This is a genomic window from Polynucleobacter sp., from assembly GCF_044342855.1.
Lineage (GTDB): Bacteria > Pseudomonadota > Gammaproteobacteria > Burkholderiales > Burkholderiaceae > Polynucleobacter.
This window is the reverse complement of sequence record NZ_JBIIPA010000011.1, coordinates 50,392-65,674: the sequence shown is the minus strand read 5'-3', so window position 1 is coordinate 65,674 and position 15,283 is coordinate 50,392. Positions and strand designations below refer to the sequence as shown.

Genomic DNA, 15,283 nt, shown 5'->3' with positions numbered 1-15,283 from the left:
TCCTTCACCCCGCCACAGCACCTGTTGCTCGACAACTGGAAGAACGGGTCGTAGCATGGCTTGCTCCCTTTTTTGGCATGAACGGCGGACACATGACGCCCGGTTCGACAGTGGCCAATTTGACCGCTTTGTGGTCAGCGCGAGAGTGCGCTGGCATTACGGAGGTGATTGCATCAGACGGAGCGCATCTCTCCATTGCAAAGGCGGCTCATATCTTGGGTCTCAAATACCTGAGTGTGCCCATAGACGCCAACGGCTCGATGGACGCGGCGCGGTTGCCGACCAACTTGAGCAAATCCGCCCTGGTCCTCACCGCCGGTGCAACCAGTACAGGCGCAATAGACCCATTTGACTTAGCCGGTAGGGCAGCTTGGACTCATGTAGACGCTGCGTGGGCCGGTCCTTTACGGATGAGTAATTACGCCAATCTACTTGCCGGTATCGAGTCGGCGGACTCTGTTGCCGTATCTGCACATAAGTGGCTTTTCCAACCAAAAGAGTCTGCGCTTGTATTGTTCAAGGACACCGAGAAGGCCCACACGGCGGTTAGTTTCGGTGGAGCGTACCTTGCCACACCCAATGTTGGAGTTCTTGGCTCTCATGGTGCAGCTGCCACGGCCCTTCTGGCAACGCTGCTTGCATGGGGGCGTGAAGGAATTGCTCAGCGAATCGAGCACTGCATGGACCTTGCCCGTTGCTTGAGAGATTTTGTGGTTGCTGACGAGCGCCTTGAGCTTTATGCGGAACCCCGAACGGGTATTGTGGTCTGGCGGCTTAAGAAAGAGAGCTTTTTTGACCAGGTCCTGCACAAGATGCCACTTGGTTCCACGTCTACAACAACAATTGCGGGTGTGAAGTGGTTCTGCAACGTGGCGGCCAATCCCAGTGCAGATGTTGACCTGCTTATTGCTGCCATCCAGAGAGCCTTACCTGAGCGTACTTAGTTCGCGCTCAATGGCTGCTATCGCTGCATCACCGCCGCCGAAGGCAGCTCTGCGACCGTCGGTAATGGGTCGAAAGGGCAAAGTGGATCAACCTATCAGGTTCGAATCCCCGACCCTACCAAAAAAAGGGGTCTGGAAACTCACGTAAAAAGCGGCTGTCTCAACATTTAGAAAGATGAACTGGACACCAAGTGCTTGATATGCTTGCTCATCAAAAACTTAGGCGGTTTGTGATGCCGTATGTTCTGGGCCGCCAATTAGCATGCATCTATCTGAGTTTGTCATTAAAAAAGCCCCGCTAACTGCGAGGCTTTTTTGTAGATTAGATTACTCTTCCAGTAGGCTTCTTAACATCCAAGCGGTTTTCTCATGGACATCCTGTCTTTGAGTGAGTAGATCAGCAGTTGGCTGATCGCAGGCCTTTTCTGCCAATGGAAATAATTTGCGCGCTGTTTTTGCTGTAGCTTCCTGTGCCTTAACTAGCAGCCTCACCATATCCATCGCCTTGGGAGTGCCTGATACCTCCTCGATGGAGGTTAATTTAGAAAACTCTTTATAGGTCCCTGGGGCAGGTTCCCCTAAGGCCCGAATGCGTTCTGCAATCAAATCTAAAGCGGCCCATTGCTCCGTATATTGCGCCATAAACATAGTGTGAAGTGTGTTGAACATTGGACCTTTTACGTTCCAATGAAAATTATGGGTCATCAAGTACAGGGAGTAGCTATCTGCTAGCAGGGCAGAGAGGCCCTTGGCAATTGCTTTGCGATCCTTTTCACCGATGCCGATATCAATTGTGAAGTTAGCTGGTTTGGCGCCCATATTGTTCCTTAGTTTGAGATGATTAATCAAGCGAGTTGATTCCAAATCAATATTGCCACAGTTAACAATATGCTGCTAAAGCTTTAAGTTCCCCAGAATGATTTGTAGGACTTGCAGGATGAGCAGTAAAGCGAGTGGGGATAAATCTAAGGCGCCAAAGTTGGGCATTGCCTTCCTAATTGGGGCGAGCAGGGGGTCAACTAATAGCGACACTAAGAACTGAATTTGAGTCCCTGCGCCAACCCAAGAAAGAATGATGCTGGCAAAGACTAGGCCAACTAGACCTGACAAGGCAAGATCAAGCAGATCAATCAATGCGAGCGCTAACCAAGAGATATCAATCGAGGTGGCGCCAGAAATTAATAGCAGGATTGCAATCTTGCACAAAATTAAAAGATAGGCTGCAACGCAACTCGCTAGATCAAAGCGGCCAATGCTGGGTAGGAAGCGTCTTAGCGGAAGAACAATCCAATTGCTTAAAGGCAGGATATAAGCGCCAATGGACTTGCTTTGTCCCGCGCCTAAATTGAAGGCAAGCCACTGTAAATAGCAGCGTAAAAGGCAAACTCCCGCAACAACGCTAACGAGTACCTGAAGAATGAGATTGGCGATTTGTATCAACATTGAGACATTGTAGGGGCTATTGAAAAATGATTTTTATGTAATTTCTCTTGGGATTGGCTTAATACTGATCAAGAGTCTGCTGAAGCAGTTCGGCATTCTTGATGTATTCAATCTTGCTAACTCTTCCTTGGTTAAGAAGGAGGGCTGTTACAGCATCATCTTCTCTAGGCCAAGATTGACTTTCCTCTGCATTCAAGACTATTCCTACGGAGTAGGGCAGATCCCTCATAGAGGGAAGTGCAAAAGTTCTGGTGATGAATCCAGGCATTTTGCTGAGATCCGAAAAGTAAACAACCTTTTTTGAGTTTAAATAGTCCGCACTTTTTTGGCTAAGAATGCTTTGCACAAGGGTGTTGGCGTTTCTACTGCCGCTAAAAAGCACAAGCCTTGTATCGGCAGGAATTACCCATGGTTTCTCATGCTGATCACTCAGTGTCATTTTGGGAATTGGGTCACCAACCCGAAGCAGTGGGCTTTGAGCCCAGCTTACTGCACTAATTGCCATAAAAGCGACTATTGTGACCATTAGTTTGTTGGATGTATGTTTCATTGATGTCCTTGTTGATTTGCTTTGGGGGTGAATAGCCCCACTTAATTTATGTCATATAAATATACATTATATATTTTTATATATTGGTGTAGTATGAACCTGTGACACTAACAGCACTAATGAAATAAAGGAAAACATCATGAGTGAAATGACAGTGCAGTTCCCAAGATTAAACGAGAGAACTCCAGAATTTAGTGCAAAAACCACTTTTGGAGAAAAGAAGCTATCTGACTATGAAGGTAAGTGGCTTATTCTTTTCTCGCACCCAGCAGATTTCACGCCAGTATGCACAACTGAATTTATTGGTTTTGCCAAAGCAGCAGAGACCTTCAAATCCATGAATTGTGAGTCTATGAAGGTAAGTGGCTTATTCTTTTCTCGCACCCAGCAGATTTCACGCCAGTATGCACAACTGAATTTATTGGTTTTGCCAAAGCAGCAGAGACCTTCAAATCCATGAATTGTGAGTTATTGGGCTTGTCAATCGACAGTCTTTTCTCCCATTTGGCTTGGGTTAGAAATATTGAAGAGAAGTTTGGTCAAAAGATTACTTTCCCGATTATTGAAGATATTAAGATGGAAGTAGCTTCTGCCTACGGCATGGTGCATCCAGGTGCAGCCGATACACAAGCAGTGCGTGCCACCTTCTTTATCGATCCTAAGGGCATCTTACGTGCCATGGTTTATTACCCAATGAGTAATGGTCGATCTATTAATGAATTTGTTCGCTTATTACAGGCAATGCAAACTAGCGATAAGAATTCAGTAGCGACACCAGAAGAATGGACTCCGGGTTGCGATGTTATCGTGCCACCACCAAAAACTTCAGAGGCTGCTGATAAGCGTGCCAGCGAAGGCTACAACACAGTAGATTGGTACTACAGTACTAAAAAACTGTAATACTTGCTCACTTGATTTAGCTCAAATCCCCATCTATGCAATGGGGATTTTTTTAAGGCTGGCGTTCGGCAGCATTATTCAATTGGTGCCACAATTGTGTTTAGAAAATTCAATTACCGGGAGCAGCCGTGCTCGATTCACTTTTATTTAGTCGTATTCAGTTTGGCGCGAACATTTCTTTTCATATTCTCTTTCCGACCATTTCGATTGCGCTGGGGTGGTTTCTCTTCTTTTTTAAGATTCAGCATATTCGGACTGGTTTGGATTATTGGCGTGAGGCCTATCAGTTTTGGGTCAAGATTTTTGCTTTGACCTTTGCTTTGGGTGTGGTCAGCGGCATCACGATGAGTTTTCAGTTTGGTACGAACTGGCCTGGCTATATGGAGACCGTTGGCAACATTGCAGGACCATTACTAGCCTATGAAGTCTTAACCGCATTTTTTCTTGAGGCCACCTTCTTGGGTGTGATGTTGTTTGGTGCCAAGCGGGTGTCTCCCTTGGTTCATACCATTGCAACATTTTTAGTGGCTTTTGGAACTAGTCTTTCTGCGTTTTGGATCATTGCTTTAAATTCTTGGATGCAAACCCCGCAAGGTTTCATCATGATTGATGGCAGGGCGCATGCGGTCGATTGGATGGCAATTATTTTTAATCCATCCATGCCGTACCGTTTAGGCCATATGTTGTTGGCTTCATTTTTAACGGTGTCATTCTTTTTGGCAGGTATTTCTGCTTACCGCTATTTACGCAATAGTCGATCACCGGCCAATTTTCTAGTGATGAAGATCTCGCTTACTGTGGCCGCTGTTTTAATCCCTATTCAGATCATGTTGGGTGATGCGCACGGTCTGAATACGCTTGAGCATCAGCCTGCCAAGCTTGCTGCCATGGAGGGTATTTGGGAAGGTGGTGCTGGTGTTCCTGCAGTCATTTTTGGAATACCCAATCAACAAACCCGCACCAATGATTACGAGATTAGTATTCCGAAGTTGGCATCTTTGTATCTCACACATAGTTGGGATGGTGAGGTAAAGGGATTGAATCAATTTGGGGACAAGATTCCGCCAGTCGCTCCGGTGTTCTTTGCCTTTCGTGTGATGGTTGGCGTCGGCGTATTGATGCTGATATTTTCATGGCTAGCGCGTTGGCAATTGCGGCAAGATCGACAGTTACCTAGATTGATGGCAAAAGCGCTGGTATTAATGACCTTCTCTGGTTGGGTAGCTGTATTGGCGGGCTGGTATGTCACTGAGATTGGGCGGCAACCTTACCTTGTCACGGGTGTACTGACCACCGCTCAAGCAGTAACTACCTTACCCTCGAGCATGGTCTTTTCTACGCTGTTCGCTTATCTGACTCTTTATGTGGGGCTGCTGTTCGCCTATATTTGGGTCGTGTTTTATTTGGCCCGCCAAGCTGATAGTCAGGATGCTCAAAGTCAATTGACTCCTAAGAAATCAGACTCCTCTTTTAGTCCCTTTGGCGCTTAATCTATGAACACCATGGACCTTACTCAAGCCTCGGTCTGGCTACCTTTATTTTTCTTTGTTGCGATGGGCATTGCCATGCTCTCCTATGTTGTTTTGGATGGCTATGACTTGGGCATTGGGATGCTTCTCAACCGTGGTACCGATGCAGAGAAAGACATGATGATTGCATCCATTGGTCCTTTTTGGGATGCCAATGAAACATGGATCGTCTTAGGCGTTGGCTTATTGTTGGTTGCCTTCCCTTTGGCGCATGGTGTGATTTTGACCGAGCTGTATTTGCCAGTTGCCGCCATGTTGCTTGGGCTGATTCTAAGGGGGGTATCTTTTGACTTTAGGGTCAAAGTGAATATTGAGCAAAAACCACTGTGGAACTTGCTGTTTTATATCGGCAGCCTGGTTGCTTCTGTATCTCAAGGAATCATGATTGGACGCCTGATCGTGGGATTTGATTCTGGAGCTTTGGGGTGGTTATTTTCTGTATTGGTGGGTCTGTGTTTACCCGCTGGCTATGTGCTTCTCGGCTCTACTTGGTTGATATTAAAAACCGAAGGGGATCTCCAGAAAAAAGCATTTCGATGGGCAAAGATCAGTCTATGGTTAACTGGATTTGGTATCGCTTTGGTGTCCATTGCGACTCCGTATTTCAGTCCTGAAATCATGCACAAGTGGTTTGCCTGGCCTCAAATCATCTGGCTCTCTCCAGTGCCTATCGCCACTGGATTTCTCTTCATCCTTAGTTACCGATTTATTGGCGCATTGGAAGTAGGGAAGGTTGATAAAGAGTGGCTGCCATTTGCTAGTGTCGTCGCTATATTTTGGTTATCTTTTTTTGGTATCGCCTATAGTATTTTTCCATACGTCATCATTGGAAAAATGACTCTGTGGCAAGCCGCCGCCGCAACTGAGTCTTTATGGGTTATTTTCTGGGGCGCAATTGTGGTGTTACCAACGATCCTGGGCTACACCCTATTTTCTTATCGCATCTTTAAAGGCAAAGCTACTGCGCTGACATACTATTGATAAGGGAGCAGCACTTAGTCGCTAAAGGTCACCACGTGATCAGCTACTAAGTGGATGCCAATCTTTTCACCAATCGCGTGATCATGGTGGCTAGGTACAAAAGCAAAAATCTCAGTACCCGATGCTAGCTTGAGCGTATATAGAAAGTCAGCGCCTCTAAAGGTCTTACGTACAACCTCTGCTAGCAAGGTGCTGTTGTCATCATGCTGAATATCATCAGCCCGTAAGAGGACGTCGATTTCTTTTCCAGCTTCCTTACTGCGATCTTCTTCTAGATCGAGCTCACCCAATTCAATCTTCACTTTGTTATTGGCTTGCACGACCCCCTTAACAAATACTCCGCGACCAATGAAATCGGCAATATAGCGATTGGCTGGCTTGTGATACAGCTCATATGGGCTATCCCACTGAAGAACCTTCCCATCAGTCATCACGCCGACCTTATCGGCAATGGCAAATGCCTCAAATTGATCATGGGTTACTAGTAGGGCGGTAATGTTGTTTGCCTTGAGGATCTCTCGCATCTCACTTGCAAGGCGCTCTCTGAGCTCAATGTCCAAACTGGAGAAGGGCTCATCAAGCAAAATTAAGCCAGGCTCTGGTGCCATTGCTCTGGCTAGCGCTACACGTTGCTGCTGCCCACCGCTCAGTTCATGAGGAAAAGCGTCGGCTTTATCTGCGAGGGATACGCGCTTGAGCCACTCCAGCGCCACGGAAGATCTTTGCTTGCTTGGTAAGTGTTGCAGGCCAAAGGCAATGTTCTCTAAAACGTTGAGGTGAGGAAAGAGGGCAAAGTCCTGAAAGACCATGCCTACTTTTCTTTGGTTGGGTGGGAGGTGAATGGAGGCGGAGCTCACGACCTGATCACGGAGGAGGATTTCACCGGCTTTAACAGGCTCAAACCCACAAATCGCCCTCAAGACGGTAGATTTGCCGCAACCAGAAGATCCCAGTAGACAGCCAATTTCCCCTTGGACAAGATCAAGCTTGAGGGCCTTAACTGCGGTGACACGACCTTGACCATCTCGGCTTGGGTAGTCGATTTCGAGTCCTTTGATCGAAAGCAGTGTGTGAGCGGAGTTCATCCCTATAATTTTCTCATTAATACTAGTATTCAATGCTGGTGGTTTAATGCATAGCTAGAGTCTAAACGGATTGCCGATTTCATGAATCGTATTGTCGTGCCACTTGCCCTGTTGTTATTTTTGCCCCTATTTGGCTTGGCAGTACCTTTCCTATTCTCCGGAAGTGATCAAGTAGCTACTGGCACTCTTAGTCACCTCTGGAACTTTGTGTTGGGTGGATATATTGCCTCAACCCTGGTGCTTATTCTTGGTGTTGGAGTAGGGGTATTTATTCTCGGGGTGGGTAATGCCTGGATCATTGCTAGCTACGACTTCCCTGCTAAGAAAATATTTGAGTGGGCACTCATTCTGCCTTTAGCTGTGCCCACCTATGTCATGGCCTACCTGTTTGTAGATCTCCTGCAATTTTCTGGACCCATACAAAGCACGCTTCGTACAGTGCTGGGAATGGATTCTCTTTGGTTCTTTCCGGACCCAAGATCTCTGAGTGGGGCTATCTGGTCTTTCTCCTTCTGCCTCTTTCCTTATGTTTATCTCATTACACGCACTGCATTCTTAGAGCGTAGTGGTCGATTAATTGAGGTTTCAGAAACGCTTGGCTATAGTCCGCTGCAAGGATTTGTGAAATTGGTATTGCCAATGGCTAGGCCAGCGATCTTTGCAGGCATGGCTTTAGCCCTCATGGAGGTCTTAGCGGATTTTGGAGCGGTGTCTTATTTTGGCGTGCAGACTTTTGCGACTGGCATCTTTAAGGCATGGCTTTCTTTTGGTGACCGCGTGGCCGCAGTGCAGCTTGCTCTTGGTCTTTTGAGTTTTGTCTTACTCATCTTTTTTATTGAACAAAGTAGTCACTCAAAATTACGTTATGCCTCTTCAACACGGGGGAGGCCATTAGCCAAGGCTCTACTGGGTAAGAATGCCTTTTTTGCTTTTGTATTTTGTGGCGCCACGCTCCTATGTGGATTTTTGTTGCCGGCATTTGCGCTCCTGCAATTACTGTTCAAGCAAGGCCTCACGATTGATATTCGTTATCTTGATTGGTTGAGTAATTCTTTATCTGTTTCGATTCTGACGGCGCTAATCTCCGTTGCTCTCGCCATATTCTTTGCTTACTCAGTCCGAATGAATGCGCGCCTAGCCTGGGTCAATCGATTATTAGGTTTTGGTTATGCGCTACCCGGCGCAGTATTGGCTATTGGCATCCTCTCATTTTTAGAAATTTTTCAGCTTGCTTGGTGGATGTCTGCCAGCATGTTGGTGCTGATCTACGCTTACTTGGTGCGCTTTCTTTCTTCTAGTTTGCAAAGCGTCGAAGCGGGGCTGGCACGCATCACGCCCTCTATGGATGCATCAGCAGCGCTACTTGGGCTTTCTAAGGCGCAGATTCTGAAGCGAGTGCACGTACCCTTGCTTAAGCGAAGTCTGCTGACTGCTGGCCTCTTTGTCTTTGTGGACGTGATGAAGGAGTTACCAGCAACACTGCTATTGCGCCCATTTAACTTTGATACTTTGGCTGTTGCCACCTATCAGCTGGCGGCGGATGAGCGTCTAGCCGAGCTTGCCCTCCCGTCCTTAACCATTGTTCTGGTTGGACTTTTTCCAGTATTGCTGCTTTCCAGAGTCATCTCTAAATCTTAATTGATAATCATTCGTATTTGTGATAAATTAGATTTACTCTAATTCTGATCGTCAATACAGCAATGGCAACTCAAGCAATCCACAAGTTCCTAGTCGCAACTTCATTGGTACTGAGCGGCTTTATGGCATTGCCAATACATGCTCAAGAAGCCAGGGAGTTGAATCTCTATTCCGCTCGTCATTACCAAACAGATGAAGCGCTCTATAGCGATTTCACTAAGAAGACAGGCATCAGGATTAATCGTATTGAGGCTGATGACAATGCGCTGGCTGAGAGACTGAAAAGCGAAGGTGCCAATAGTCCAGCGGATGTGATTTTGATGGTCGATGCAGCGCGATTGTGGCGAGCGCAAATTGACGGATTCTTTAAGCCGATTCATTCCAAGTATCTAGAGGGTCGTATTCCTGCAAACCTACGCTCTAAGCCTGAGCCAGAGGGATCAACTTGGTTTGGTTTTTCGACTAGAGCTCGACTCGTGGTCTATAACAAAGCAAAAGTAAATCCACAAGACGTCGACACTTATGAGAAATTGGCTGAGCCCATGAACAAGGGTAAGGTATGTACACGCTCTGGCGCCCATCCATATATGCTGTCATTGATTGGAGCCATGATTGAGCGTCGCGGTGAGGCAGCTGCTGAAGAGTGGGCTAAGGGCATGGTGGCAAATATGGCTCGCCCTCCAAGAGGCGGCGATACCGACCAAATTAAAGCCGTAGCTTCAGGCGAATGCGGAGTAGCTTTAACAAACTCTTACTACCTAGTTAGGCTCTTGCGTTCAACTAAGCCAGAAGACCAGGCAATTGTTTCTAAGATTGGGTTTACTTGGCCTAATCAGCAGACAACTGGCACGCACATCAACATTGCGGGTGGTGGTGTAGCCAAGAATGCACCGCATTCACAAGCTGCCATTCAGTTTCTTGAATATCTCGCTAGCGATTCGGCACAAGAATATTTTGCCAACGGTAATAACGAATGGCCTGTGGTGAAGTCGGTCAAGATTGAAAATGAAGGACTCAAAATGTTGGGTCCATTCAAAGCTGAAAATATTTCGATTGCGGCGATTGGCAAGAATCAAATTGCTGCACAACGCTTGCTTGATCGAGTTGGCTATAAGTGAAATATATTAGGGAAAACCCTTGACTTTTAAGAGGTTTTCGTTTAAGATATAAATTCGCTGAGAGCCGGCTTTCAGCATAAGAGGCGTACAGACTAGAGTTTTACCGCAGTTGTGGAGACTGTCAATGCGCTTCTTAGAAACATCTTCAAAAGCAGTAGCCAGATCGCATCAGTGATCATCTGAAAATCAGAAATGAGCTACGGCAAATCAAAAAATATTGGCGGATTCAACCACGAAGTGCAACTTTGATAAATACCTAGTGGCTAAGGATGTTTTAGCATCCAAAGCTTCTAGACCTGCAAGTCAAAGTAGCCATGACCTATCAACACCTTAGCCAAAATGAACGATATCAGATTTATATCCTCATAAAAGACGGAAAAACCCAAACTCAGATTGCAAAGCTGATGGATAGACATAAGTCGACCATTAGCCAAGAGCTTGCTCGTAATACGGGAGGTAAGGGTTATCGACCTAGGCAAGCCTGGCTCTTGACGCAAGAGCGATCCTTAGGCTCTCGCAACGCTACCCAGATTACTGCTGCCGACTGGGGTAAGACAGTTAATTGCCTCTTAGAGAAGTGGAGCCCAGGCCAAATTGCAGATCAAGTGGGTATTAGCCATGAGACCAATTGGAGTCCATCACAAGCAAGCCGTAGTGACCTTAGTAGAGCGTAAGAGTGCTTATGCCCTCATCGCCAAAGTCATCAATAAAACCTCAGATTTAGTAAGTACCGCCATCATTAATAAACTAAGTCCCATGACCCCATTAGTCAAAACCATTACTTTTGACAATGGGAAAGAGTTTGCAGGACACAGCACAATTGATGCCACATTAAACGGCACCACGTACTTTGCCGATCCTTTTGCCAGCTGGCAAAGAGGATCGAATGAAAACTTCAATGGCTTGCTACGGTAATACATCCCCAAGAAAAGAGCCTTATCCACTGTCACCGACAAGGAGCTTAAAATGATCCAAGGTCAATTAAACAACCGACCCAGAAAGCGCTTAGGATTTAAAACACCAAGCGAAGTCTTTATGCAATCTTTAAACCGTGTTGCACTTTGTGGTTGAATCCGCCATTTAAAAAGAATTCAAAATAACAGCAGGGTCTCTGCTCGCTTGCAATTTGTACATCAGACTTGTAGGTGCTAAAGGTCGCTAGAATGCATCCATTCTTTTACAGGCCTGGATTTCTAAATGAAAATCATCTCGAGTATTTTAGTTTTTGCCATTTCAATGGCAATGCTAGCCTGCTCAACACCCAAAAGCGATTTTGGCGTCTATCGACAGTCTGATGGAACTGTTGGGGTGCATGCCCCAAAATCCGGTAAAGATACTGAAGCTCAGGCAGCTGCGGGGGAGGAGTGTCAAAAACTAGGAAAGCGAGGCGCCACTATTGCTGAAACTCGTAAAACAGTGAACGACCGCTTTCCTATGACTTACATTTTTGTGTGTAATACCTATTAATTTATAGCTGCTTAGCTAAGCAACCATTTCTTAATAGATTTGTTTACGCACATTGCATCTAAAGCCAATCCAAAGAACTCTGAACCATTGGTAACCATGCTCTCAATAGCTTCAACCTTGCCAGATTTCACGCCACGCAAATAAGTTGCGGCACGATAGCGTAGGAAATGCTCATTCACACCTTCCTCGTTATCCGTAGAGCAAATTTCTAGGCTGCCATAGCGAGTTTCTGGGTTGATATTCAGAATAGAGAGGCCTAACGCACCAATCAGCTTTTCTGGAACAGGAATTGGAACGTAGGAGTAGAGGGATACCAACTGCTCTTGCTCATCGACTTCAATGATGTGGTCAACATCGAACACATCTTTTTCTGTCAACTCAGTTTCGCCAGAATCGCCGCCACCAAAGGTAGACTCAAATTGCAACATTGCTGTATTGCTGTCTTTGGAGATTTCGATCATGTCAGGGTAACCAAGCAAGCCTTTCCACCAGTACATCAGTGAGAAGGTGCAAGGCTTAACTTCAACTAAGCCCTTATCGGTTGATTTGGCAAAGTACAAACCGTAGAACTCATCATCTTCCTCGAGTCCGTACTGATCGACTTTCAGTTTCTTTGGCGCAGCTGCCTTAGGAGACTTCTTGGCAACTTTCTTTGGGGCAGGTTTTTTGGCCGCTGGCTTCTTTGCCGCTACCTTTTTAACTGCCTTCTTCGCTACGGGTTTTTTCGCAGTCGCCTTTTTAGCGACCGGCTTTTTGGTTGCTGGTTTTTTCACTACCTTCTTTACGGCCTTTTTGGCTACCACTTTCTTAGCGGCAACTTTTTTAACGGCTTTCTTTGCAGGGGCTTTTTTTACCACCTTAGTAGCTACTTTCTTTTTTGCTGGAGACTTCTTTGTAGCCATGGTCTATTACCCTTCCTATTGGTAGTTAATGTGCTTAGCGCACTAGTCGATATTACTTCAGCTCTATCTACTTTTGCTGATATTTATATGGGGATTTACCTTGCAATATCAAGAGTCAATCCCCAATTGTTTTTTAGCTGCATTAAAGAAGGGCGCGGTGCTTGAATTTGAGCGCTAACTTGCTACACTGGAACTGTGCAGTTATGAATAACCTCAACCTAAAGAGAATCTATGTTCCCTGAATATCGTGAGTTAATTACTAAGCTGAAAACATCAGATCGTCACTTTTCTCATTTATTTGATAAGCACAACAATCTGGATCAAAAGATTCAAAGAATGGAGGCCCATTCTGAGCCTAGTACTCCTGAGGAGATTGAGATTTTGAAAAAAGAAAAACTCTTATTGAAGGATCAGCTATACGCGGTATTGAAAAAAGCCAGCGCTACTTAATGGCGGCAGGCCATCAGAGCTCATATATGGATCTGATGGTCTTTAATTGAGGCTTAGGCCTTCTTCAAAAAGCAGGCTTTGAGCAACATATTGCCTGCTTCGGTTTTGCAGTCCACCTCATGATCACCGGAAACTAGGCGGATTCCCTTAATCTTTGTCCCAACCTTGAGGGTTGTGGATGATCCTTTAACCTTTAGATCCTTAATGAGGGTGACGGTGTCGCCATCGGTCAGCAGGTTACCGTTAGCATCTTTCACAATCAGAGCGCCTTCATCTTCTTCTGCGGCAGCTGTCATCGGCCACTCATGGCCACATTGCGCGCAAACAAAATTTTCACTGTCAGGGTAGGTCATATCCTCTTGGCAGGCTGGGCATTTTGGTAGATTGGCTGAAGTATTCATGATGTGTGACCGATGGAAGTAATTTAAGCCTCGATTTTAGTGTGCGGTAGCAGGCATAAAGTTAGAATCGACTGACGATGAATAAAAAAATTAAGATTGTTCTAATTTCTGTTGCAAGCCTATTGCTGCTAGCAGTGGCGGGGGTTTGGTATGCCTCCACAGCGATAGATCCAGCTCAACTGGTCAAGCTGCTAGCAACTTCTGTGAAAAGTGCCACAGGTAGGGATCTCAAAATTTCAGGGCCGGTAACTTTAAGTCTCTTTCCATCGATTATTGTTTCCGCTGAGCAGGTGAGTCTCAGTAACGCCCCGTGGGCAACAGAGTCGGACATGTTGGAGCTCCAGCGGATTGAGTTGGACATCAAAACCCTTCCTCTTTTGAGTAAACAGGTTGAGATTAATAGTATTAACTTAAGTGGCTTGGAGCTCTATTTGCGAAAGAATTCTGCTGGCAAAGCAAATTGGGATCTGAGTGTCGACTCAAGCCCGACCGCATCATCAGCATCCAACACCTCAGATAGTGGCACGGCTAACGATAACCTGATGAGCTTGACAAATATTTCCATGCAAAACGCAAACATTTACTATGAAGATGCGAATGCTGTGAAATCTAGCTACCAGATGCAGCGCCTTTCCGTATTGGGTCGCGGGGATAAGTCGGATATCACGCTCAACATGAAATATAACTCGGTCAATGTTGGGTTAACTGGTTCAGTCGGCTATCTGTCTAAGGTTTATAAGGACTGGGGAAGTTCAGCGCTGGAGTTTCCGGTTGATCTTAATCTCACTATGAATGGGAAAGCGCTTCAGATAAAAGGCAGCCTGGCTAAAAATGCGCAATCTATGGCCGTGGTCAATATGGCGTTGACCTCCAAGGCATTTGAATGGCCTAACTTGACAACTCCAGTTACCAATTCCCCAGGGTGGGCACAGTCCAGCTCCCAGCGACCAGCCTCAGGCTCTCAATATTTGTTTAGTGATGACAGCTTGTCACTCAATTCATTGCCTCAGGCTACCGGAACAATCTCTGTGAATATCGCCGAACTTTCCCTGCCTAAACGCAAGCCCTTGCAGAACTTGACTGCGCAAATTCAGTTGAATGGCGATGTGATTGAACTTTCTCAGGCTACATTTCAGTTGGGTAGTGGACTTGCCGATATTCAGGGAAGACTTTCTCAATTCACTGGCCGGTCTCCCGCTCTTGCACTGAAGGGTGTAACTAAAAATTTCACCCTAGAGCAGCTTATGGGTAGCGTTGATCCCCAATCGAAGGTGAGTGGCGGAAATATGAAGCTAGCGTTTGATTTAAATTCGACCGGAACGAGTCTTCATCAGCTAGCTGGAAATTCCAGCGGAAAAATTCAAATGAGTATTGACCATGCCCAGATGGGGGCAAACTTTTTGAATGATGCTGGCGATTTTGTTGTGACAGTGCTTGATTCTATGAATCCCCTGCGCAAAAAAACCACCAACACAACCTTGGAATGCGCAGTAGCTTACCTGCCAATTAGTAATGGGCAGATTAATATCGCTAATTCTGTCGGCATGGAAACCGATCGCTTGAATGTGGTGGTAGCTGGCTCGCTGAATCTTAAGTCAGAGGCGGTTAATCTCACTATCGATCCCCAGGAAAAGTCGGGAATTACTACCGGCTTAGGTTTGGCTGGTTTAGTGAAAATAGGTGGGACTTTGAGTAATCCTAAGGCGGTGTTAAATCAGGCCGGAGTTGTCAATAGCGCGGTTTCCATTGGGCTTGGGTTCTTGACTGGCGGCGCAAGTATTTTGGCAGAGAATGCTAAGTCAATGACTTCCAAAGGTCACCCTTGTCGTGATGCTCTCCACCCCTGGACAGATATCTACCCTGGGGCGGAGTGAT

Annotated in this window: 18 protein-coding genes and 1 pseudogene; 13 read left to right on the top strand and 6 right to left on the bottom strand. The window is 46.0% G+C overall.

All coding sequences use genetic code 11. The annotated features are described in order from the left end of the window. Window positions 1-944, top strand: a 944-nt coding sequence (locus ACIQZ3_RS05450; protein ID WP_397391081.1) for a pyridoxal phosphate-dependent decarboxylase family protein, incomplete at its 5' end; no start/stop codon positions are given. A 327-nt stretch (window positions 945-1,271) separates the two neighbouring features. Here ACIQZ3_RS05450 and ACIQZ3_RS05445 read toward each other — a convergent pair. The 3 genes from ACIQZ3_RS05445 to ACIQZ3_RS05435 form a co-directional block, all read right to left on the bottom strand. After that, window positions 1,272-1,763 carry a Dps family protein gene (locus ACIQZ3_RS05445; protein WP_397391079.1) on the bottom strand — a complete coding sequence of 164 codons (492 nt, stop codon included), beginning with the start codon at window positions 1,761-1,763 and terminating at the stop codon, window positions 1,272-1,274. A 75-nt stretch (window positions 1,764-1,838) separates the two neighbouring features. After that, entirely contained in the window at window positions 1,839-2,387 is a 549-nt protein-coding gene (locus ACIQZ3_RS05440) for a YggT family protein (RefSeq protein ID WP_397391077.1), read from the bottom strand. A 58-nt stretch (window positions 2,388-2,445) separates the two neighbouring features. After that, window positions 2,446-2,937, bottom strand: a complete 492-nt coding sequence (locus ACIQZ3_RS05435; RefSeq protein ID WP_397391075.1) for a hypothetical protein — start codon at window positions 2,935-2,937, stop codon at window positions 2,446-2,448. 139 nt (window positions 2,938-3,076) lie between these two features. Between ACIQZ3_RS05435 and ACIQZ3_RS05430 the strand changes: the two genes are divergently transcribed. The 4 genes from ACIQZ3_RS05430 (at window position 3,077) to ACIQZ3_RS05415 (ending at window position 6,347) form a co-directional block, all read left to right on the top strand. Continuing rightward, a complete protein-coding gene (locus ACIQZ3_RS05430; protein ID WP_397391073.1) occupies window positions 3,077-3,397 on the top strand; it encodes a redoxin domain-containing protein in 321 nt (106 codons plus the stop codon). Beyond that, complete coding sequence (locus ACIQZ3_RS05425; protein WP_397391085.1) at window positions 3,307-3,837, top strand: peroxiredoxin; 531 nt, start codon at window positions 3,307-3,309, stop codon at window positions 3,835-3,837. The genes ACIQZ3_RS05430 and ACIQZ3_RS05425 overlap by 91 nt, the downstream gene beginning before the upstream one ends. Before the next feature lie 128 nt (window positions 3,838-3,965). Continuing rightward, window positions 3,966-5,327, top strand: coding sequence for a cytochrome ubiquinol oxidase subunit I (locus ACIQZ3_RS05420; RefSeq protein WP_397391071.1), 1,362 nt, complete (start codon window positions 3,966-3,968; stop codon window positions 5,325-5,327). A 3-nt stretch (window positions 5,328-5,330) separates the two neighbouring features. Continuing rightward, window positions 5,331-6,347 (top strand): cytochrome d ubiquinol oxidase subunit II, encoded by a 1,017-nt coding sequence (locus ACIQZ3_RS05415; protein WP_397391070.1) that lies wholly within the window; start codon window positions 5,331-5,333, stop codon window positions 6,345-6,347. Between the two features lie 14 nt (window positions 6,348-6,361). On the opposite strand, the gene ACIQZ3_RS05410 is transcribed toward ACIQZ3_RS05415, so the two are convergent. Next, window positions 6,362-7,432, bottom strand: coding sequence for an ABC transporter ATP-binding protein (locus ACIQZ3_RS05410; RefSeq protein WP_397391068.1), 1,071 nt, complete (start codon window positions 7,430-7,432; stop codon window positions 6,362-6,364). Window positions 7,433-7,513: 81 nt separating this feature from the next. On the opposite strand from ACIQZ3_RS05410, the gene ACIQZ3_RS05405 reads away from it, so the two are divergent. The 6 genes and pseudogenes from ACIQZ3_RS05405 (at window position 7,514) to ACIQZ3_RS05380 (ending at window position 11,655) form a co-directional block, all read left to right on the top strand. Continuing rightward, window positions 7,514-9,070, top strand: coding sequence for an ABC transporter permease (locus ACIQZ3_RS05405; protein WP_397391066.1), 1,557 nt, complete (start codon window positions 7,514-7,516; stop codon window positions 9,068-9,070). Between the two features lie 122 nt (window positions 9,071-9,192). Next, window positions 9,193-10,188, top strand: a complete 996-nt coding sequence (locus tag ACIQZ3_RS05400) for an extracellular solute-binding protein (RefSeq protein WP_397391083.1) — start codon at window positions 9,193-9,195, stop codon at window positions 10,186-10,188. Between the two features lie 314 nt (window positions 10,189-10,502). After that, window positions 10,503-10,577, top strand: a pseudogene (locus tag ACIQZ3_RS05395) (hypothetical protein); the annotation flags it as partial. A gap of 15 nt (window positions 10,578-10,592) precedes the next feature. After that, on the top strand, window positions 10,593-10,862 hold the full coding sequence (locus ACIQZ3_RS05390) for a hypothetical protein (protein ID WP_397391087.1): 270 nt from the start codon (window positions 10,593-10,595) through the stop codon (window positions 10,860-10,862). Beyond that, complete coding sequence (locus tag ACIQZ3_RS05385; protein WP_397391064.1) at window positions 10,843-11,103, top strand: IS30 family transposase; 261 nt, start codon at window positions 10,843-10,845, stop codon at window positions 11,101-11,103. Before ACIQZ3_RS05390 ends, ACIQZ3_RS05385 begins: the two co-directional genes overlap by 20 nt. Before the next feature lie 282 nt (window positions 11,104-11,385). Further along, entirely contained in the window at window positions 11,386-11,655 is a 270-nt protein-coding gene (locus ACIQZ3_RS05380) for a hypothetical protein (protein ID WP_397391062.1), read from the top strand. Window positions 11,656-11,666: 11 nt separating this feature from the next. Here the strand turns inward: ACIQZ3_RS05380 and ACIQZ3_RS05375 are convergent, their stop codons facing one another. Beyond that, window positions 11,667-12,557: a hypothetical protein gene (locus ACIQZ3_RS05375; protein WP_397391060.1), complete on the bottom strand. Its 891-nt coding sequence runs from the start codon at window positions 12,555-12,557 to the stop codon at window positions 11,667-11,669. 231 nt (window positions 12,558-12,788) lie between these two features. Between ACIQZ3_RS05375 and ACIQZ3_RS05370 the strand changes: the two genes are divergently transcribed. Next, complete coding sequence (locus tag ACIQZ3_RS05370; protein WP_397391058.1) at window positions 12,789-13,007, top strand: YdcH family protein; 219 nt, start codon at window positions 12,789-12,791, stop codon at window positions 13,005-13,007. A gap of 53 nt (window positions 13,008-13,060) precedes the next feature. Here the strand turns inward: ACIQZ3_RS05370 and ACIQZ3_RS05365 are convergent, their stop codons facing one another. Next, on the bottom strand, window positions 13,061-13,408 hold the full coding sequence (locus ACIQZ3_RS05365; RefSeq protein WP_397391056.1) for a zinc ribbon domain-containing protein YjdM: 348 nt from the start codon (window positions 13,406-13,408) through the stop codon (window positions 13,061-13,063). Between the two features lie 77 nt (window positions 13,409-13,485). Here ACIQZ3_RS05365 and ACIQZ3_RS05360 point away from each other — a divergent pair, with 77 nt between their 5' ends. Then, complete coding sequence (locus tag ACIQZ3_RS05360; protein WP_397391054.1) at window positions 13,486-15,282, top strand: AsmA family protein; 1,797 nt, start codon at window positions 13,486-13,488, stop codon at window positions 15,280-15,282. Window position 15,283: the final 1 nt, after the last annotated feature.